The organism is Paenibacillus nuruki, from assembly GCF_001721045.1.
GTDB lineage: Bacteria > Bacillota > Bacilli > Paenibacillales > Paenibacillaceae > Saccharibacillus > Saccharibacillus nuruki.
Map to the genome: position 1 here is coordinate 1 of NZ_MDER01000065.1, position 19,492 is coordinate 19,492.

20 protein-coding genes are annotated in these 19,492 nt (G+C 38.5%); 15 read left to right on the plus strand and 5 right to left on the minus strand.

What is annotated here, in order from left to right; all coding sequences use genetic code 11:
- The 3 genes from PTI45_RS24390 to PTI45_RS16965 all read left to right on the plus strand — a co-directional run.
- On the plus strand, positions 1 to 225 hold a 225-nt coding region (locus PTI45_RS24390), incomplete at its 5' end, for a hypothetical protein (protein ID WP_217492698.1).
- A 546-nt stretch (positions 226 to 771) separates the two neighbouring features.
- A complete protein-coding gene (locus PTI45_RS16960; RefSeq protein ID WP_069328797.1) occupies positions 772 to 990 on the plus strand; it encodes a hypothetical protein in 219 nt (72 codons plus the stop codon).
- 295 nt (positions 991 to 1,285) lie between these two features.
- On the plus strand, positions 1,286 to 1,645 hold the full coding sequence (locus PTI45_RS16965; protein ID WP_069328798.1) for a hypothetical protein: 360 nt from the start codon (positions 1,286 to 1,288) through the stop codon (positions 1,643 to 1,645).
- 110 nt (positions 1,646 to 1,755) lie between these two features.
- Here the strand turns inward: PTI45_RS16965 and aiiA are convergent, their stop codons facing one another.
- A complete protein-coding gene (gene aiiA / locus PTI45_RS16970) occupies positions 1,756 to 2,511 on the minus strand; it encodes a quorum-quenching N-acyl homoserine lactonase AiiA (protein WP_069328799.1) in 756 nt (251 codons plus the stop codon).
- A 237-nt stretch (positions 2,512 to 2,748) separates the two neighbouring features.
- Here aiiA and PTI45_RS16975 point away from each other — a divergent pair, with 237 nt between their 5' ends.
- On the plus strand, positions 2,749 to 3,354 hold the full coding sequence (locus PTI45_RS16975) for a TetR/AcrR family transcriptional regulator (RefSeq protein WP_069328800.1): 606 nt from the start codon (positions 2,749 to 2,751) through the stop codon (positions 3,352 to 3,354).
- A 425-nt stretch (positions 3,355 to 3,779) separates the two neighbouring features.
- On the opposite strand, the gene PTI45_RS16980 is transcribed toward PTI45_RS16975, so the two are convergent.
- Complete coding sequence (locus tag PTI45_RS16980) at positions 3,780 to 4,733, minus strand: alpha/beta hydrolase (RefSeq protein ID WP_069328801.1); 954 nt, start codon at positions 4,731 to 4,733, stop codon at positions 3,780 to 3,782.
- 247 nt (positions 4,734 to 4,980) lie between these two features.
- On the opposite strand from PTI45_RS16980, the gene PTI45_RS16985 reads away from it, so the two are divergent.
- On the plus strand, positions 4,981 to 5,925 hold the full coding sequence (locus PTI45_RS16985; protein WP_069328802.1) for a tyrosine-type recombinase/integrase: 945 nt from the start codon (positions 4,981 to 4,983) through the stop codon (positions 5,923 to 5,925).
- Positions 5,926 to 6,011: 86 nt separating this feature from the next.
- Here the strand turns inward: PTI45_RS16985 and PTI45_RS16990 are convergent, their stop codons facing one another.
- A complete protein-coding gene (locus PTI45_RS16990) occupies positions 6,012 to 6,986 on the minus strand; it encodes an arsenic resistance protein (protein ID WP_069328803.1) in 975 nt (324 codons plus the stop codon).
- Between the two features lie 285 nt (positions 6,987 to 7,271).
- Here PTI45_RS16990 and bcaP point away from each other — a divergent pair, with 285 nt between their 5' ends.
- The 4 genes from bcaP (at position 7,272) to PTI45_RS17010 (ending at position 11,684) form a co-directional block, all read left to right on the plus strand.
- Positions 7,272 to 8,690: a branched-chain amino acid transporter BcaP gene (gene bcaP / locus PTI45_RS16995; RefSeq protein ID WP_069328804.1), complete on the plus strand. Its 1,419-nt coding sequence runs from the start codon at positions 7,272 to 7,274 to the stop codon at positions 8,688 to 8,690.
- Positions 8,691 to 8,826: 136 nt separating this feature from the next.
- The gene (locus tag PTI45_RS17000) at positions 8,827 to 9,519 is read left to right on the plus strand and encodes a GntR family transcriptional regulator (protein WP_083243592.1); all 693 of its coding nucleotides are present in this window, start codon (positions 8,827 to 8,829) and stop codon (positions 9,517 to 9,519) included.
- Complete coding sequence (locus tag PTI45_RS17005) at positions 9,516 to 10,496, plus strand: DMT family transporter (protein ID WP_069328805.1); 981 nt, start codon at positions 9,516 to 9,518, stop codon at positions 10,494 to 10,496. The genes PTI45_RS17000 and PTI45_RS17005 overlap by 4 nt, the downstream gene beginning before the upstream one ends.
- A gap of 87 nt (positions 10,497 to 10,583) precedes the next feature.
- Positions 10,584 to 11,684 carry a DUF3900 domain-containing protein gene (locus tag PTI45_RS17010; protein ID WP_069328806.1) on the plus strand — a complete coding sequence of 367 codons (1,101 nt, stop codon included), beginning with the start codon at positions 10,584 to 10,586 and terminating at the stop codon, positions 11,682 to 11,684.
- Positions 11,685 to 11,882: 198 nt separating this feature from the next.
- On the opposite strand, the gene PTI45_RS17015 is transcribed toward PTI45_RS17010, so the two are convergent.
- Complete coding sequence (locus PTI45_RS17015) at positions 11,883 to 12,818, minus strand: L-lactate dehydrogenase (RefSeq protein ID WP_069328807.1); 936 nt, start codon at positions 12,816 to 12,818, stop codon at positions 11,883 to 11,885.
- A 250-nt stretch (positions 12,819 to 13,068) separates the two neighbouring features.
- On the opposite strand from PTI45_RS17015, the gene PTI45_RS17020 reads away from it, so the two are divergent.
- The 3 genes from PTI45_RS17020 to PTI45_RS17025 all read left to right on the plus strand — a co-directional run bounded on the left by PTI45_RS17020 (position 13,069) and on the right by PTI45_RS17025 (position 15,780).
- Positions 13,069 to 14,382, plus strand: a complete 1,314-nt coding sequence (locus PTI45_RS17020; protein WP_069328808.1) for a WD40/YVTN/BNR-like repeat-containing protein — start codon at positions 13,069 to 13,071, stop codon at positions 14,380 to 14,382.
- Between the two features lie 213 nt (positions 14,383 to 14,595).
- A complete protein-coding gene (locus PTI45_RS24210) occupies positions 14,596 to 14,772 on the plus strand; it encodes a hypothetical protein (protein WP_175425211.1) in 177 nt (58 codons plus the stop codon).
- A 261-nt stretch (positions 14,773 to 15,033) separates the two neighbouring features.
- Positions 15,034 to 15,780: an SDR family NAD(P)-dependent oxidoreductase gene (locus tag PTI45_RS17025; protein ID WP_069328809.1), complete on the plus strand. Its 747-nt coding sequence runs from the start codon at positions 15,034 to 15,036 to the stop codon at positions 15,778 to 15,780.
- A 119-nt stretch (positions 15,781 to 15,899) separates the two neighbouring features.
- Here the strand turns inward: PTI45_RS17025 and PTI45_RS17030 are convergent, their stop codons facing one another.
- On the minus strand, positions 15,900 to 17,093 hold the full coding sequence (locus PTI45_RS17030; RefSeq protein WP_069328810.1) for an LLM class flavin-dependent oxidoreductase: 1,194 nt from the start codon (positions 17,091 to 17,093) through the stop codon (positions 15,900 to 15,902).
- A 261-nt stretch (positions 17,094 to 17,354) separates the two neighbouring features.
- Here PTI45_RS17030 and PTI45_RS17035 point away from each other — a divergent pair, with 261 nt between their 5' ends.
- From PTI45_RS17035 to PTI45_RS17045, 3 genes are all read left to right on the plus strand, one after another.
- The gene (locus tag PTI45_RS17035) at positions 17,355 to 17,855 is read left to right on the plus strand and encodes a MerR family transcriptional regulator (RefSeq protein ID WP_083243590.1); all 501 of its coding nucleotides are present in this window, start codon (positions 17,355 to 17,357) and stop codon (positions 17,853 to 17,855) included.
- Between the two features lie 67 nt (positions 17,856 to 17,922).
- Complete coding sequence (locus PTI45_RS17040; protein ID WP_175425212.1) at positions 17,923 to 18,894, plus strand: SDR family NAD(P)-dependent oxidoreductase; 972 nt, start codon at positions 17,923 to 17,925, stop codon at positions 18,892 to 18,894.
- Between the two features lie 175 nt (positions 18,895 to 19,069).
- On the plus strand, positions 19,070 to 19,480 hold the full coding sequence (locus PTI45_RS17045; protein ID WP_069328811.1) for a spore coat protein GerQ: 411 nt from the start codon (positions 19,070 to 19,072) through the stop codon (positions 19,478 to 19,480).
- The last annotated feature ends 12 nt before the right edge of the window (positions 19,481 to 19,492 follow it).

Genomic DNA, 19,492 nt, shown 5'->3' on the forward strand with positions numbered 1-19,492 from the left:
ATCAATAAACATTTATCAAAACATATAAATTCGTCTAATATATTTAATAGAAATCAAAAGAGAATGTTGTATTCATTAAAATTATCTCAAAAAAAGCAAATCTATAATTTTAATAATGCTTCTCTAAAACAACTGATTATAATTTCTGAAAATTTAGATATTTCAATAGTTACTGATATCACAAAAGAAAAACTAATTAAAAATATATTTAAAGCACTCTATTAAAAAAGCAAAAATTTTGCATAATTTTCTCATAGAATTATGCAATTTTTTTGCTTTTTTAATTAACTAGCTATAATATTATGTTTTAAAAAACAGCGTATAATATAAATTATACGCTGTTTATGTTTAAATCGATTAGAAATAGATAATGCGACCATTATTCCGCATAAATAAGAGCATATTTCTCATATTTATTAACAAATAATACCATATATCAAAAAGGCTCAAAAATACAGAATCATACATAATTTAAATTATGTAAACCATAATAATTTCAAAAATCTATCTATTCGATATGTACGAATACTTCTCTCATCTACCTACACTTTTCGTAATTGTAGTATTAAATCTATACAACACTTTGTAAAAATAAACTCCATCTAGAGGATGATATTTTATAGTTTATAATTCATCCTCTAAGCGGATTTGAAAAAGAGTGGATTATATTATGATATAAAAAAGAAAATAAATATTTTGTCAGATGATCTTATTGGAAGCTTACTTCATGTCGACATAAATATAAAGTGTGTAAAAGGAGATGGATTGAAAATGAGTCATGTTCATAATGTAGCAAATCAATCTAATGAGTATCAACAAGCGGGAATGTCAGATAAAATGATATGGTTGTTTACGCCTTTAATGAATAATGCATTTGCCGATACAGAAGAATTATGGAATCAAGAAGATACGGATCTAGACGAAACACAAAGAGTCGAAGAAGAACTGGAGTATCTGAACTCATGGGAGCGTATGTTAGAAATTATATAATCATCACAACTAAATAAATAACAAGATTAACTTGATGCAAGAAACATAAACGTTATTTATTTAGCTGTGGTTATAATCTCGCTGTTTTGTTATTGGTTTACATAATAAATAATACGTAAACTAATATGGGGTTTCACACAATCTTACATAGTAATTAAAAATGATAGTCAATCACTAACTACAGATTAGGGTAATAGACATGAAGACGTACTTTATATGGGTACCTCTTATAACTATATCATTATGTAGTTTTATTCAATGAATAGAACGATACTTTTAGAGGAGGTTTATCATTATGGGATTTAATTTAGGTGGAATGGGCGATCTTAAAGGAATGATTGAAAAAGCAAAAACACCAGGTGGTTTGATGGAAATAGCTAAAAATTTACCGTTGGATCAGATTGTACAAAAACTACCTTTAGAAAAATTACTAACACCAGAGTTTATGCAAAAGCATACTCCATTTCAATCAATTGGAGAGTTATTACAAAAAGCAGGGGTAGGATCTCCTACAGATTCAGCAGATAAAGTGAAAGAAGTACCTCAAGGTCAATTGGATAATCAAGTCAAAGAGAGTACTTCTTTCGGTTCCATGCAACAGTTGATTCAAAAAGCAGTTGAATTCTATAATTCTCGTCAAGCTGGTGGAAAGTAAAGGATTTCTTTTAGTGTATCATTTCTTTATATTAGAGGCAAAGAGAGTGTTATTCTTTACATTCTCTTTATTTAGTTTACATAACTATTATTATGTTAATTATAATTCATTTAGAAAAATGAAGGATATACTTGTTGATGTTTAGCTTGCTCTATATCATGTCCAAAGAAAACGATTTGTGGTTGTTTATCTTGAATAACTTGTTGAAGACGCTGGATCGCTTGTTGATTTTGTTGCGCATCTTTAACAGCAAAGGGGATACCTCGTTCAAAATTATCACGTGTATAGGATACATCAACAGTAAGTAAAATAGAACCGGATTTTTCAGTATTCAGTAGAACAGATTGATGCCCCGCAGAATGACCGGGAGTAGATAATAATTGAATACCTGGTGCGACTTCATAATCTCCATCCAACAAATGATAATTCAAATTGGGTTCTCGACATTCTATTGGCGAGTAATCTTCATTATGGATCGCTTCATGATATTCGGCACGCTGTACATAAATAGGTACATCTTGAAAATGGTGATTACCGCCTGCATGGTCTAGATGGAGATGCGAACTGATAACAGCTTGAATGTCTTTGATCGAATAACCTAAACGTTTTAACGTTTCTGGTATAGTATGTTGTGGTTGCATATCAGGTATTAATTTACCTTCTCGACGTGTTCCAGCATAATAATTGGGCTGATTTACAAATGAATCTGGCATTCCTGTATCTATTAAAATAGGCCCGTCGGATGTTTCGAGCAGAAAAGACCATACAGGCACATACATAATTTTACCCGTAGGTAGATTACCATTTAAAGCAGATTGATCTAATCCACAATAACCCATCTGTAAAAAATAAAGTTTTTGAATCATACTTTAACACTCCATTTCTATATTTGAAATTCTAAGTCATTTTATAACGAAAAACTTAAAATGACGTAATTAAGATTATTTATTCCGTTTAAAATATCTACTTATTGCTTCTTAATAAATAATTCTTTATAATTAACGGACAAACTGTCCACAATAGAATTATAACGGACGATTTGTCCGTTTGTCAATTAAATCAGCATAGATTTTATTTAGATGATAATAAGGAGACTGATATATATGAAAGAAGCAACTCAATCGGCTAGCCTCAAATTAAGCCGGGAAGAAGTCAATCGACGTAAAATTATACAAGCTGCACGTGAATTATTTATACAGCATGGAGGCATACAAGATGTGAATATGCATCAGATTGCCAAAACAGCAGGGGTAGGGCAAGCAAGCCTATATAGAAGGTATTCTGAGATTAATGACCTTTCTATAGATGTAGTAAAAGAGGAATGTCAGCCATTATTCGATCAGATGGATCAATGGTTGAAGGCACATGCAGAATCTCAACCTTTAGAACAACTATATAGTGTTGTTGAGCAATTTGCGGATTTTTTAGAAATGAAATCGCCATGGTTATGCCATGTTAGTCGTTCTTTAACAGGACATCGTCCGATGCAATCGCCGTTATATGTGTGGATGCGTAATTGCTGTCAAAGACTGTTAGAGCAAGCCCAAAAGAACAATGAAATTGAAGAGATTGATATTGCCTATACTGTAGAAGCATTGATGTCTGCTCTGCATAATCTAGATATTCATATGATCGATCAGGGATTTGAAAAGCACCGTATTTTGCAAGGGATACGAAGACTTTATATTGATGGTCTGAAAGTAAAGTAAAGAAGAGGTGTAAAAGAATATTCTCTAGTGAATGATTTTTCCAAAGATAGGGTGCCACATTAAATAGATTATTTTTAGACATATAAAAAAGGATGTATTTTTATTTCGATGTTATAGTTGCAATAAAAATAACTTTTTAAAGTCATTAATGAATTCACATTATTAGTTTACATAATAAATAATATGTAACCAAATAGCATATGCTTAAATAACAGATCCCATTTTGTGTCTGGGTTGTCTTTTTTATTAGCTAACTGTAGCTATTATTAACAATCCGTGATTTATAACAAAAAAAGGATGTTCTTTAAGCCTAAGATAGACTCAAGAACATCCTTTTTTTTATTATTTACTGATCTAATACATCTATTGAATCGATTCAAACATGTATCGTTTATAACTAGTATCAGCAATTGGATTGAATTGTATTAAAATCCTTCGCGTAAGAAGGTAGTAGCTAGCTTGATCGCACCTTTTTTAGCGTTAGTATCAGCTAGTACATTTAACATCACAAAGTCATGAATAATACCTTGGAAACGCACAGCTGTAACAGGTACGCCTGCTTCGCGCAATTTGTTGGCATAAGCTTCACCTTCATCACGCAATACATCAGCTTCACCTGTGATAACCAATGCTTCTGGTAGACCACTCAGTTGCTCTGTTGTTGCACGAAGAGGGGATGCTGTAATTTGAGCACGTTCGTTAGGATCGGTTGTATATTGATCCCAGAACCATTTCATACCATCACGTTGCAAGAAGTATCCTTCTGCAAATTGTTGATACGATTCAGTATCAAAAGAAGCATCAGTTACTGGATAGAACAACAATTGTTTTTGGATAGTAGGGCCGCTACGTTCTTTCGCCATTAGAGTGATTGCAGCTGTCATGTTACCACCAACACTGTCGCCACCTACATATAGACGTGAAGCATCCAGACCTTTGGTAGAACCTTCTTTAGCAATCCATTCTACCACAGCATAGATTTCTTCAATTGCTGTAGGATATTTATGCTCAGGTGAAAGGCTATAATTAACGAATACTACAGCTACTTCAGCACCTGTTGCTAGTTCACGGCTTAAGCGATCATGAGTATGTGCATTACCGAATACCCAGCCTGCACCATGAATATATACCAACACAGGCAACGTCTCAGGAGCATTTTTTGGACGTAAAATACGAACCGATACTTCTCCAGACGGGCCACCTGCAATATTAAGTTCTTCGATATCAACTTCTGGTTTGTATACTTCACCAGACTGTACTTCATCTACTGTTTCGCGCCCTTTTTCTGGACCTAGATCAGGTAGAAATGGAGGCTTAGAATTGTCGTCTGCGAATTGTTGAGCAGCAGGTTCAAGATAAACTTTTTTGAATTCGGTCATCGTAGAATCTCCTCTTCATCATGAAGTTTAGTGTAGTGTATATCCATAAATTAATTTGACAAAATAAAATTTGCCGCTGTTTTGTTTCTATATAAGTTATACTCTTTTTTACCCTATTTGAAACGTTAGAACGCTGAATGCACTCTTTTTCCCATTTTAATTTCAACAGTAGCGTCTCAACGATATCGACAGGTTGATGTATAATAGAAAAAGGATGTGGGTTATAGGAAAGGATGAATGATCTCTGATGAATACAAAGTATGCATCCGAAGAAGAGGATTTTATATATAGTGAAGAAATTGAAGCTTTTACAGATTGGATGAAAGATGCAGGTTATACGAGGTATACACAGAAGTCTTATTTAAGCGATGTATATGAGTTTCTCAATTCCCATGCTATTCGTAACAAACCACTGCATGAAATGAAAAAGCGTCATGTGCTGTCTTTTCTTAGTAGCGCACGTACACGTGGTGTTAGTGATTCCACTAGAAATCGTAAGCATGCAGCAGTAAGTTGTTTTTTCAAAGCTTTGATCGAACTTGAGATGGCGGAACATAATCCTGCTTTTGGGATAAAAAAAGCTAAAACAGAACATAATAAAGCACCTGTTTACTTAGATGAAATCAAAATCACTGAATTTATGCAATCGGTAGAAGGCAAATATCGCACTCGCAATTTGACCATTTTTCTATTTATGGCGTATATGGGGCTACGGGTTGGAGAAGTTCATGGACTCAATCTCAACGACTACAATGCTGAACGGAGCACGTTACAAGTACTGGGTAAAGGACGTAAATGGCGTACGCTCCCTGTACCGAATGCTGTAGCGACGATTTTACAACAAGCGATAGAAGAGCGATTATCTCCATGGAGAGATGGGGAAAGTGCGCTATTTATTTCACAAAAAGGTACACGTTTGTCGATTCGAAATATTCAGCAGATCGCTACAGATACATTTGATCGTTTTCAAAGTCATATCGAACCCGAGCAACGGCTTCCGTATTCCAGCCACAAATTACGACATTCGTTTGCAACGATGTTATTACGTCAAGGTACAGATCTACGGACAGTACAAGAGTTGTTAGGTCACTCCTCAATTCAGACGACAACCATTTATACACATGTAAGCAATCGAGAAAAAGAAGAAGCGATTTCAAAATTGGACGTACAGCTTCCTTTTGAAATCAAATAATAGTATGTATATCTACTATTGAACATGCAAATAAGGATAGATCGTTTAGTGTCACGACGATCTATCCTTATTTTGTATATTGGATTCTATTTGTCACGCAGAATAAAATGAGGAACTATGCGAATATAGATCAGTTCGCCGACAAGCTCCACAATCGTCTGCGTTACAATAATCGCAGCGACTAAAGTACTCCAATTGTCTGGCAAAGATAAGGCAAGTGGAAGCACAACCAGAGAGTTCCGTGTACCAGCACTGAAAATGACAGCTCGTCCTGAGCTTATGTCTAATTTGAACCATTGTACAATCCATCTCGTAATCCAAGGCATAATACATAGAAAAGCAATATAGATAGGAATAACCTGAATAATCACGTCTCCATACATAGATAACTTGCCGATCTGTGACGCTACAATAATAAATAAAGTCAATGCCATCAATGGAACAGGAATCCATGCTGAACCTTCTAACAGTAATGATCCACGCGGTCTGGATTTACTAGCCATAACTTGCAGACCAATTGCTAATATCAGAGGGAGAACAATAATAATAAGAAAAGATTCGATAAAAGGTGTAGGATTGACGACTTCAGATGCTTTCTCTCCCATAAATAACCACAAGTATACTGGTAACAAAACCATTTGGGTGACAAAAAGAATAGGCGTTGCCAGTAGAATCGCTTTTTCATTGCCACGCCCTAGATGTGTAAACACAATGACATAATCAATACATGGAGTAAGTAGTACTAGATATACGCCTAATAATAGGGGAGCTTGCTGAGGAAGAAATTGAGATAATCCCCAGACGACGATCGGTACAGCTACATAATTAGCAGTTAGTAAAGCCAATATAAACCGGCGATCACCCAAAGACTTTCGTATAGTTAGAAAAGGAATCTGAGTAAACATCCCAAACATCAATATAGCGATCACTATAGATATCAATATCGGATGATCCAATATGAAGATTAGATCAGGAACGAATAATCCCAACCCGGCAGCTATGATTAATACAATAATATAGATCCAAATCTGTTGCTGTTCTAATTGTTCACGGGTGATCATATGTATAACCTACTCCTTTAATAACGACATTATTCCTTATAGTCATATCTTAATCACGTTATTTGTATCATAGCAAAGATTGCTTATCTTCGTTTATAGCAAAAAAAGAATCAACTTTTTCCCAAAATGAAGCCAATGAAAGCTTTTATCTCATAATTTAACGATTTTTCATAAATAAATTTATTAATTCAACGCATCACAGTGTAGTATTATGTAGTTTTTTATAGGTGTCCTTTAATATTATAAAAAAATGTCATAATACCTCACAGTGAAAGGATTTTGTGTATGAATAGTAATAAAGAACAGACTTCTTTATTCAGACGTAAACCTATAGCAGAAGCGGAAGACAAAGGGCTGAAAAGAGTATTAGGAGCTCTTGATCTAACCACGCTAGGTGTGGGGGCTATTATCGGAACAGGGATTTTTGTATTAACAGGGGTAGCTGCTGCTAAATATGCAGGTCCTGGATTAGTACTTTCTTTCCTTTTAGCAGGTATTATCTGTGCGTTTGCCGCATTATGTTATTCGGAATTTGCTTCAACAGTACCGGCTTCAGGAAGTGCGTATACATATAGTTATACAGCTTTCGGCGAAGTTATTGCATGGATTCTAGGATGGGACTTGATACTGGAATATGGATTCGCTAGTGCGGCAGTAGCTAGTGGATGGTCTGGATACTTCCAGAGTCTATTATCAGGGTTTGGATTAGAACTCCCACATGCCTTAACCAGTGCATTTAGTCCAGAAAAAGGAACATACTTTGATGTGATTGCTTCTGCGATTACATTGATTATTGCATTCTTGCTCACACGTGGAGTCAAAGAAGCAGCACGTGCCAATGGAATTATGGTTGCTGTGAAATTGATCGTTGTCTTAATCTTTATCGGTGTAGGTGTATTCTACGTACAACCTGAGAACTGGCATCCATTCCTACCGTTCGGTATGGCAGGTGTAACGACAGGTGCAGCGACGGTATTCTTTGCTTATATCGGATTTGATGCAGTCTCTACAGCCGCTGAAGAAGTTAAACGTCCACAACGCGACTTGCCAATCGGTATTATTGCTTCATTAGCAATCTGTACGGTATTGTATATTATTGTTTCATTGATTTTGACAGGGATTGTTCCTTATCAAATGTTAAACGTTAGCGATCCAGTAGCATTTGCTTTTGAATTTGTTAATTTGAATGGTCTAGCTTGGATCGTATCATTGGGAGCTATTACAGGGATTACTACTGTATTGCTTGTGATGATGTATGGACAGAGTCGTCTATTATACTCGATGTCACGTGATGGACTGTTGTCTCCAGTCTTTTCTAAAATTAGTGGTAAAGGTCAGACGCCAGCTAAAGGAACTTGGATTGCAAGTATCATTATCGCAATCTTCGCTGGTTTTATCCCATTAGGTGATCTAGCTGAATTGACCAATATCGGTACATTGTTTGCTTTTGCTGTAGTTAGTCTAGGGATTATTGTACTTCGTCGTAATCACCCTAACTTGAAAAAAGGATTCCGTGTTCCATTGGTGCCTTGGATTCCAATCATTAGTGCACTAGGCTGTGTATACTTGATGACTCGCCTTGCACCATTAACTTGGATTGTATTCTTTATCTGGTTGTTTGTTGGATTATTGATTTACTTCGCTTATGGACGTAATCATAGTCTATTAAACCCAAATCGCAAAAATCGTGATACTAACAAATAATATTCCAATCGATCTAAATCAAAAACCTCTGAATGGTGGTCTATTCCACAGTTCAGAGGTTTTTTTATGCAACAGAATTAACCATAACGATAATAAAAAGATTGAGATTATGAGTAATATGCAATATATTGGTTTTATGAAAAAACTATCAATCCAGAAAATAAGTCGTCCGACGTTGCGTGATCAAGTATATGATACGCTCAAACAAGGTATTGTGACCTTAGAATTATTGCCTGAGCAGAAGCTCAATGATAATGAATTAGCCGCGCAATTCGGAGTAAGCCGTACTCCAGTGCGTGAAGCTTTGAAGCGATTGGAGGATGAAGGATTAATTGAATCTTTTCCTGGAGCCGTTACACGGGTTGCTCCTTTATATGAAGAAGCGGCAGCACATGCTTTTACAGTAGCAGCGGTATTACATGGATTAGCAGCACGCTTATCTATTCCTTACTTGCAGACCCCACATTATGATATGCTAAAACAGTTCAATCAAGAATTGATTACGGCACTTCAGCAACAGGATGCTTCTGCGGCTATTCAAGCTGATGATCAATTTCACGATGTATTTATACAACAAGCGAATAATCCCGAGATTATAGCTGCACTAAGCCGTGTGATGCCTAAGATCAGACGATTAGAATACGCTAAATTCAGCAGTATTGATCATACGCATTCACCTGAAGACCATCGACTGATTATAGAAGCAAGTGAAGCAGGGGACTTATTATTAACCGCTACACGGATGGAGCAGAACTGGATGAGTCTGGGGAGTTGGTTGGCTTCTTCTGGTAATCACTCTCCATCTTCCACAGATCAAGGTTCATCATGAAAGCTGTACTGATCGGCGTAGCGGCGGCATTCTTTTTTGCGTTTACATTTGTGCTGAATCGCTCGATGGAAGTGGGTGGAGGCAGTTGGCTATGGAGCGCATCACTACGTTACTTTTTTATGATCCCGTTATTAGCGATACTGGTTATTTTGCGCCGTAATCTTACTGGATTATGGGTGGAAATGAAAAAGTCGCCTGTGCAGTGGTTGATATGGAGTACCATCGGATTTGGATTATTTTATGCACCGATGTGTGCGGCGGCAATCTACTCACCCGGTTGGCTGACTGCGGCGGCTTTTGAAATGACGATTGTGGCAGGTATGATTATGTCACCACTGTTCTTCTTTGTCCGTTATACGCCTCAAGGAGCGATTCAAGAACGAGGAAAGATCCCAAGAGCAGGCATGTTAGCGGCGCTAATTATTTTGACAGGGATTGGGTTAATGCAGTGGGAACAGGTCAGACAACATACAGAAGGTGCTAGCTGGCAAGGTATTGTATTGATTGCTATTGCGGCTTTTGCTTATCCGCTAGGTAATCGTAAAATGATGGAAGTATGCGATGGGCGATTGGATGCTTTTCAGCGGACACTGGGAATGAGTATAGCCAGTCTTCCTGTATGGATTATTCTAGCGTGTATCGGTGCTATCCAATCTGGATTACCTTCAGGTGCTCAGACAGGGCAGACATTTCTAGTCGCTCTATTTTCAGGGGTTGTAGCAACCGTATTGTTCTTTGGTGCTACCGATCAAGTCAGGCATCATCCTGCACGTCTAGCCACTGTAGAAGCGACGCAAGCGTTAGAAGTAGTCTTTACTTTATTAGGTGAGTGGCTACTTCTAGGTGTTATGTTGTCTTCAGTCGGCATGTGGGTAGGATTGGTATTGGTTATCGGGGGTATGGCGGTTAATGCTATATTGTCGGTTCGAGAGCCAGGTATTTCCCGTAAGCATAAGTCTAATCATCCTGTGATTTGATTCCGGAAATAACATATATTATTCATGCTTCAATATTTAATTCACAATGATATATAGACTAATTGAGCGAGATTAAAGGAGTTTATTATGCGATTTGATATTCAATTTTTATCTTTTTTTGTATTACAAGTTGAAGGTAAAGAAGGACAAACTAACAAAAACTACAAACATTATCAAACACTCGATGAAGATGAGTATGAAGAAAGCGAGATCAAAAAATTTCTACATGCTGAATTTGGTCGTACAGCCAAACGGAAAGTCGAAAAAAATCCGGGTACAGAACAGCCGCCTACTAAGATTGGTACGTTTTTAGTTGAGCCGGGACATGAACTGACCAGCAATCCTAACTTTAATTTATTTACTCGTCTAAGAGCAGTTGATAATAAAGAAGATTTCAAAAATGCATGTGATGATCTGGTACGTAGCTATCTGGAAACAAGTTCAGTTCGTGGTGGAGCTTTGATTATCACACAAGCCAAGCTAGATACGCATTTTGATGATCCGTTTATTTTTGTGATGAAATGTGATTTTGAACAGCGTATCGCCCGTATTTCGGATGAACGTAGTCTGATTAGCGAAGTCGAGATGGCGATTAGCGCCCGCAATATGAAATCAATTCAATACCCGCATATGCCAGAAGAAGGTATGATCGAAGAATGGGAGCTTAAAATTCACCAATCTTCTCATGCCCGTTATTTTGAAGACTTTTTGAAATTTATCACGTATGAGCAATCGATTCCGGAGATTGTTAATGAACGAGTGATGGATTATGTACAGACATATGTCGAAGAAAAGTGGCCGGATGCCACCAATCTAGAACGTCAGCAAGAAGAGCATGATCTAGAACTATGGGCAGCCAGTGAAAAGCGGGATATTCAAGAAAAATGGGAACCGCAACATGTGATCGAAGCCGCAGAGCGTATTGTGGAGATTAAGCCAGAGATCGAGATCAAAATGAAGCTAGGAGATACGAGTATTCGTGGATTGCTTGCTGATTATGGATATCGACTGCATATTGCCAAGTTAGGTGATCATTATGCTATGGTGATTGAAGGCGATGCGTTTACGTTTGATAAAGGATTTTCACCTGTAGAACTATTACAGCCGGAGCCTTTTGAAGTGGTGGCAAGACGCTTAGTGGATCGGGCGAATGAAACACCTGAACGTGACGATGATATTCCTTATTGATCAAGTGATCATTAGACAATCATCATTTTACACATAAAAAAAGTGGATTCAGGGTCTTATCCCTAAATCCACTTTTTTATATTATTTTTGAATTATTCAGTTTATCTGTACATCGATATTCGTTAGAGATTTGTCATATGAATACAAGATAGTCTATAGTTAATTATATATCACTTCAGGATCTATCTCTGATTCAACTTAAATATCTAACTGGGCAATCTGATCTTTTAACTTTGTAGCAGAAGCACGTAGTAATTCTTCTTCATGCTCATTCATAGGAATAGGCAATTTGGCTTGGATACCATCTCTACCGACAATCGCAGGTACACCCAGATATACGTCAGAGATGCCATGATAATCTTCAAGCAAAGAAGAAACGTTCAATACAGCGTGTTCATTTTGCAAAATAGCCGCTACAATGCGGTCAAGTGCTAGTGCAATCGCATACGAAGTAGATCCTTTAGCATTGATGATTTCGTAAGCTGCATTTTTGGTGTTTTCAAAGATTTCTTTTTGCTTGTCTTCTTCAAAGTTCAGTGGAGCTCCTGCAATATTAGACAGACTCCATACAGGCAACTCGGAATCACCATGCTCCCCAATAATATGAGCATGAATACTGCGAGGATCAATGCCTTTTTCTTTACCAATTAAATAACGGAAGCGTGCGCTATCAAGTAATGTACCGGAGCCAATAACACGGTTAGATGGCCAACCGCTCTTTTTCCATGATACATAACTGAGTATATCTACTGGATTGGTAGCAATAAGTAGAATACCGCTATTATTATATTTCGTAATATTCGAAATAATGTCTTCGAAGATGGCTGAATTCCGATTCAATAAGTCGATCCGTGTTTCCCCTGGACGCTGATTGGAACCGGCAGCAATAATGATAATATCTGCGTCTTTGCAATCCGAATAATCACCTGCCCATAGTTTGACGCCGCCAACGAATGGGAGTCCATGGTTCATATCGAGTGCTTCGCCAAGAGCTTTGTTGTGATTCGCATCAATAAAGACGAGTTCAGACATTCTCTTGTGGAGTAAAAGGGTATAAGCGGTTGTGGAGCCTACGGCTCCTGTGCCAATAACAACGACACGGTGGGGCTTGGATACAGATTCAGATACTGTCATTTTTTATCATCTCCTTCTTTAATCTATATTACAGATTCGCTACTATTGTAACGGAAAGCGCGACCAATGTAAAAAGGATCACAGAAAAGAAAGCCCAAAAAATGGTATGGAGCATTGCAAAAATCGCAAAATCTGTAATGGCTTGTAACTTTTCTGTAAACAACCTCTGTTCATTATGGTTTACTCTTATAAGGGTTATCAAACATCGGAATCACAAATTGCTTAATGTAAGCGTGAAAGGAGAGAAAGAATGAAACGATCGATGCGCAAAGCGCTCTTTATATGGATTACGCTTATTTTTGTCCTTACTGCTTGTCAATCATCTACAAGTGACTATGATCCAGCAGCAGACAAAGCGTCATCTCAAGAACTCAAAAAAATTCAAACTGAAGATCAAGGGCAGACCATAACCCTTAACCATACAGCAACATCAGATACGAAGCAGGGGGCTCCTGCTGAAAAAGGTTATAAAATTCAGACCCGATTAACAGACTTTCAATTATTAAGTGCAAGTGCAGGTCTAGCATGGGGGGTTACCCGTAATGAACTGCGTATCTATGTGACGCAAGATAGTGGAGGCACATGGGATAATGTATCACCCGCTCAGACCGTTACATTTTCAGAACCGCCTACGTATGGCAAAGATATCTTTTTCTTAAATCAAAATAATGGTTGGGTGGTTCGCAATGCATCAGGTGTAGGCGAAACCTTAATTCTGCATACAACCGATGGCGGACAGAACTGGAATTTCGCTACATTGGATGATGAAGTAAATGTATTAGGTATTTATTTTATGGATAGTAAAATGGGTTGGGCACTGGCTTCTTCAGATTCAGCCAATAGTGCAGAAGATCAGCAGGAAAAAGTACTCTATATTACCAAAGATGGCGGTAATACATGGGAAAAAGTGATGCAAAACACAGGTATCTATGAAGCTAAAGGGTTAGCAACGCAAGCTATTCCTAAATTCGGGAAGCTTGTAGGCATGTCTTTTAGAGATCGTGATCATGGATTTGTGACGTTAGAACAACAAGGTAAGCCTCATCTCTATATGACAAGTGATTCCGGCAAAACGTGGAAATCAGGGCCTGACTTTGAGAAAAATACCAAAATGTCGAATTGTCATGCTTTGACCACAGGGAAACCTCAATTTTTTGGTGACAGCAAAACAGCCGGTTGGATGAATATTGGTTGTGTAACCGATAACCAGACAAGCTACAATGGCTATTTTACCAATGATGCAGGCAAGACATGGAACTTTGCTCCATTTGCGTTAAAAGCTCAAACTGGTGTTAATCAGTCGATGGGTCCTACTTTTTTGAATAACAAAATAGGGTGGTCTGTAGTTGACGGGGTAGTCTATCGTACAACCAATCAAGGCAAGACATGGACAGCATTACCTGTCAATAATACGTTACAAAGAACATTGAATAATTATCCAGAGTTAGCCAAATTGCAATTCTTTTCTGCAAATGTAGGTTGGTTATTAGTTGCCAAAAATGAAGAACGACGTTCACTACTAATGCAGACTACCGATGGTGGCAAAACATGGCATGTTTTATAAAATACGATCATAAATAAGAATGATATACAAAGGATCTGCTTTGCGAACCCGTCTAAAGGTAGCAAAGGTGATCCTTTTTTCTCGTTAGAATACTTTCTTTTTATAAAATCAAAAAATAATTTAAAATTCTTTGTTGATTGTGAAATAAATCACATTAATATACTTTTGAATCGGTTATGCTTGGGATGTAGAAAAAACAAGGAGATGATTGAGATGAGAAACAATACTAATGAAAACCTTACTAACTTTTACATGAACCTTTGCTACACTTGCTTGGATGCTAATGAATGTCGAGAAGAAGAAGCTTGTCGTGCATGTTGGGCAGATCAAGGTGTATTGGATGCCGCTAAAGATGATACTCAGGAGCTTTTACAAGCGTATTATGCATAATCGGTTCATAAGATTATCTATTATCCAAGCCAGACATTCAGATGGATTATCTATAGGCACTTCATAAAGGAACACACTTCGCTGATCAATAAGAAGTGTGTTCCTTTATCATTTCTGATCCTTTTGGACATAAGTCATACCTTTGTATTTACATAGAAAAGTACCGGTCGTATAAGAGGTCATGTTTCTTAATTCTCTCAATCGTTGAATAAGCAGTATAGATTCATCATACTCATATACGAACTCAAAGGGAGATATCTTATGAAATATGCTTCGAAAACGGTTATTGTCACAGGTGCAGCCAAAGGAATCGGTAAAGCTGTAGCAGAACGTTATGCCGCAGAAGGCGCTACTGTGTTTTTGACAGATACGTTAGAACCTGAAGGTGCTTCAGCAGCAGCAGCTATCCGTGAGAGCGGAGGACAAGCACACTTTTTACCTTGTGATGTACGTCGAGAAGAAGACGTTATAGCCACTATACAGGAGATTGTGAATACAACCGGACAGATTGATATTGTTATTAATAACGCAGGGGTGTCTCGCTGGAAATCGCCTTACGAACTAACTTTGGACGAGTGGGACGATGTAATGAATACGAATGTTAGAGCTTGTTTCTTAGTATCCCGCGAAGCCGCTAAAGTGATGCGTAATCATACAGGAGGTTCTATTGTTAATATTTCTTCAACACGTGCTCATATGTCTGAGCCTCATTCTGAAGCATATGCGGCTTCAAAAGGTGGTATTACAGCGATTACGCACGCTCTATCTGTATCGCTAGGTCCTGATCATATTACCGTGAATGCGATTAGCCCGGGCTGGATTGAGACAGGCGACTATAATGCTCTGACGAAAGAAGACCATGCACAACATCCAGCAGGACGTGTAGGCACACCTGAAGATGTAGCGAGAACCTGTTTATTTTTAACCGATCCAGAAAATTCATTTATTACTGGTGCTGAATTGATTGTAGATGGTGGAATGACACGTAAAATGATCTATGTTGAATAGATGAGCTAGAGCATACTTATAAGCATGACAAAAAACAGGTGCGAATAGATCGCGCCTGTTTTTGTTATATTAAGAAATAAAATTCGTAGTTTATGATTAGCTAACAGACTTCATCGTCCTTAATTCGAAGCAACTAAGCGATTGCTCCATTTTTCTTTAAATAAAGGCAATGTACTTTCACCAAAAATCTGTGCTTCTTCCAAATGAGGATAGCTCGATAAGATAAAGGATGTAATCCCAATCTCCGCATATTCCATCAAACGGTCAGATACTTGATCAGGAGTACCGACAAACATCAAAGCTCCACCTGAACGAAGATTAGATAATCCCGCCCAAAGGTTAGGGCCGACAACAAAGTCATTTTGTGCGGCTGCATCACGAATCTGATTTTGACGATTTTGTCCGGTGGCTCCTGTTTGGCTGAATGACGCTTTGGCACGTTCGATCGTAGCAGGATCAATATCTTTAATCAGATTACGTGCGGCTTCCCAAGCTTCTTCTTCAGTATCACGCACTAAGACTTGAGCACGCATTCCTATCCGAAGTGGACGAACACTACCATGTTCTCGGGCATATGCGGCTTGAGCTTGTTCAAGTTCTTGTACTTGCTCACGAATCATATCAAGAGGCTCGCCCCACATTAGAAATACATCTGAATACTCTGCACCAACCGATTTGGCCTTTGCCGAACTACCGCCGAAGTAAATAGGAAGAGTAGGCTTTTGTACCGTAGCAGGGCGACTTGTACCCCCTTTTAATTCATAGTATTCGCCTTGAAAATCCACTTTGTGATTGGTAACTGCTGAATGACCTGTATTGCCGAATTCTGTTGAAGAAAGACCCGCTGCTTGTTCCCATACACTTTTCATAATATGCACATATTCACGAGTACGCGCATACTTCTCGTCATGAGCGCGCGCAAGTGGATCACCCAGTTCTTCAAGATCATCAGGAGAGCTTCCTGTCACAATATTAATACGTGCTCGGCCACCGGATAGATTATCCAAAGCAGCTGCCATACGTGCTGCTAACACAGGAGCAATCAATCCCGGGCGAAGAGCGACAAGAGGTTTTAAGGTTGTAGTTGCACCGATAATAGCTGATCCTACCACCCAAGAGTCCAGACATGCACCGCCTGTAGGGATCAAAGCAAATTCAAAACCTGCTTTTTCAGCAGTCTGGGCAACATTAGTTAAATATTCAAGGGTTGGAGGACGTTCAGAATCTTGTCCAAAACGTGTTCCGTCTCCCATTGTAGGTAAAAACCAGCCAAATTCTACTTCATCCCGCTGAATATGATCAGATGTTGACATCGTAATATCTCCTTTAAAAGATAGTATAGATAGATTTATATAGGGTGTATCGCTTAATTTCATCATTTAATAGACTAATCCGACAAACATACTTGGTATAAATGATACTAGCATTTTCGCTCAGGTGTGTCAATTGTTTCAAATTCATTCTATCTGTCGCATTAGTGGTGAAAGGCGAACGCTTGAGTTAAGATAGAAATCAAAGTATTGGTGATCATTTATACATCACATCGACTAGGATTGATAAAGGAGAATGTTATTATGAGTACTGACTTAGAGCAGAAGAATCAGCTCAGTATAGGGGAAGTTGCAGAACGTTCAGGTCTTAGCGTACATTCACTCCGTTTTTATGAGCGGGAAGGTTTATTGTTATCTACACGTATTGCTAGAGATGAAGGAGGACGACGGCGATATAGTGAAGTCGATGTAGAATGGCTTTACATTTGTACACGTCTACGTGCTTCAGGTATGCCAATCGCTCAGATTCGTCGTTTTGCTGAACTGGTACGTATGGGTCCGGGTAATGAACATGAACGGTTGGATATTTTGAAAGAACATCAACAACGAGTGGTCAGTCAGATGGAGCATTTGAACGATTGTCTGGAAGTCATCACACTCAAGACCAATGTCTATGAGAAACACCTCAATCGTAATGAGCCTGAACAAACGTGGGAAAATCAACACCTCACTGCTTCAGAAGCATCGACAGATCATCCTCACAGCAAGTCATCTCACACACAAATCAATATTTGTGATAAATGAGACTTGACCTAGAGTGAACTCTAGCTTGTACAGTAAGAGTATCAACGATGAAGAGGAGAGAAATAATATGGAACATTCTTATGTGAAAACAGCTCAACACAACATCAACTCAGGATTTGGACATGACAGTACAGCAAGTGAAGTATTGCAAGGTATTGATCTTACAGGCAAAACGGCTTTAGTTACAGGCGGATACTCCGGTCTTGGACTTGAAACAACACGTGCTCTCATACAAGCAGGAGCTTTTGTTATCGTGCCTGCTCGTCGCCCGGATGTAGCTAATGAAGCGCTTCAAGGATTAGAACATGTCGAAGTGGATGAACTGGATCTATCCGATCTAGATAGTGTACGTGCTTTTGCAGGTCGATTGTTAGAGAGTGGACGTAGTATTGACATAGCGATTCTAAATGCTGGCGTGATGGCTTGCCCTGAGACTCGTGTAGGTCCAGGCTGGGAATTACAATTTGCAACCAATCATCTAGGTCACTTTACATTGATCAACTTGATCTGGTCTGCACTTACCGCAGGAGAAGGTGCAAGAGTAGTAGCTACTTCTTCCGCAGGGCATCATATTTCACCTATTCGTTGGGACAATATTAATTTCGAAGGCAATTATCAGAAGTTTGAAGCATATGGTCAAGCCAAAACAGCTAATGCTTTATTCGCAGTAGAACTGGATCGTCGTGGAAGTGAACAAGGGGTACGTGCTTTCTCCGTTCATCCGGGTGGCATTTTGACACCACTTCAACGCCATTTGCCTAAAGAAGAAATGGTAGCTTTGAAATGGATCGATGAAGATGGTAATGGAGTAAACTCTGCTTTCAAAACACCTGAACAGGGAGCGGCAACTCAACTCTGGGCAGCTACTTCTCCACAGTTAGAAGGTAAAGGTGGCGTATACTGTGAAGATTGCGATATTGCAGAACCTGCTGTCGAAGGTGTACCTTCTGTTGGCGTGAAAGAGTATGCTGTGGATTCGGATCAAGCTAAGCGTCTATGGGATCTATCGGTTACTTTGACCGGAGCATCTCTTTCTTAAATCAAGCAGGATGACTATAAAATAAATCAATCTCAAAAGGCACATCCCGGTAGAAATACCAGCGATGTGCCTTTTTTATTTGACGCTCTCCTCAAAGATACGATTGGAGCTACAGAGAAAAGGGTAATATTAAGAGTTAGAGTATCTATTTCAAAATATTGGGAGGAATGCAATCATGTTGACTCAACCTTATCGTCCGGTCGCTTATCGAACTGAGCACGGCTATGCTGGCATGGAACATATTCCGACTCAAATCAATAACTACATTTCATCGACTATTCGTCCAGCGAATCTTTCAAATACAAGTACTACTGATCTGTCATTACATCAAAAGCTACAGAACAATCTAGGGAAAAACGGTATGTTCTATATGATCCCTGGTCGTGAAGTGATGCATAGCGACTATCGTGGCTTATTAGAAGCGACAGGAGAAGATCATATTGTTATTCGTGATCTCAATACCGGGCTACGTCATGTGCTACCGTTAACTTCATTAGATTATGCTGTGTTTATCGAACCTACAGGTGCATACACACATATTTCAGGGCAAACGCCTTCTATTCATGCACCATCATCACGGATGTAAAATAGATTAATA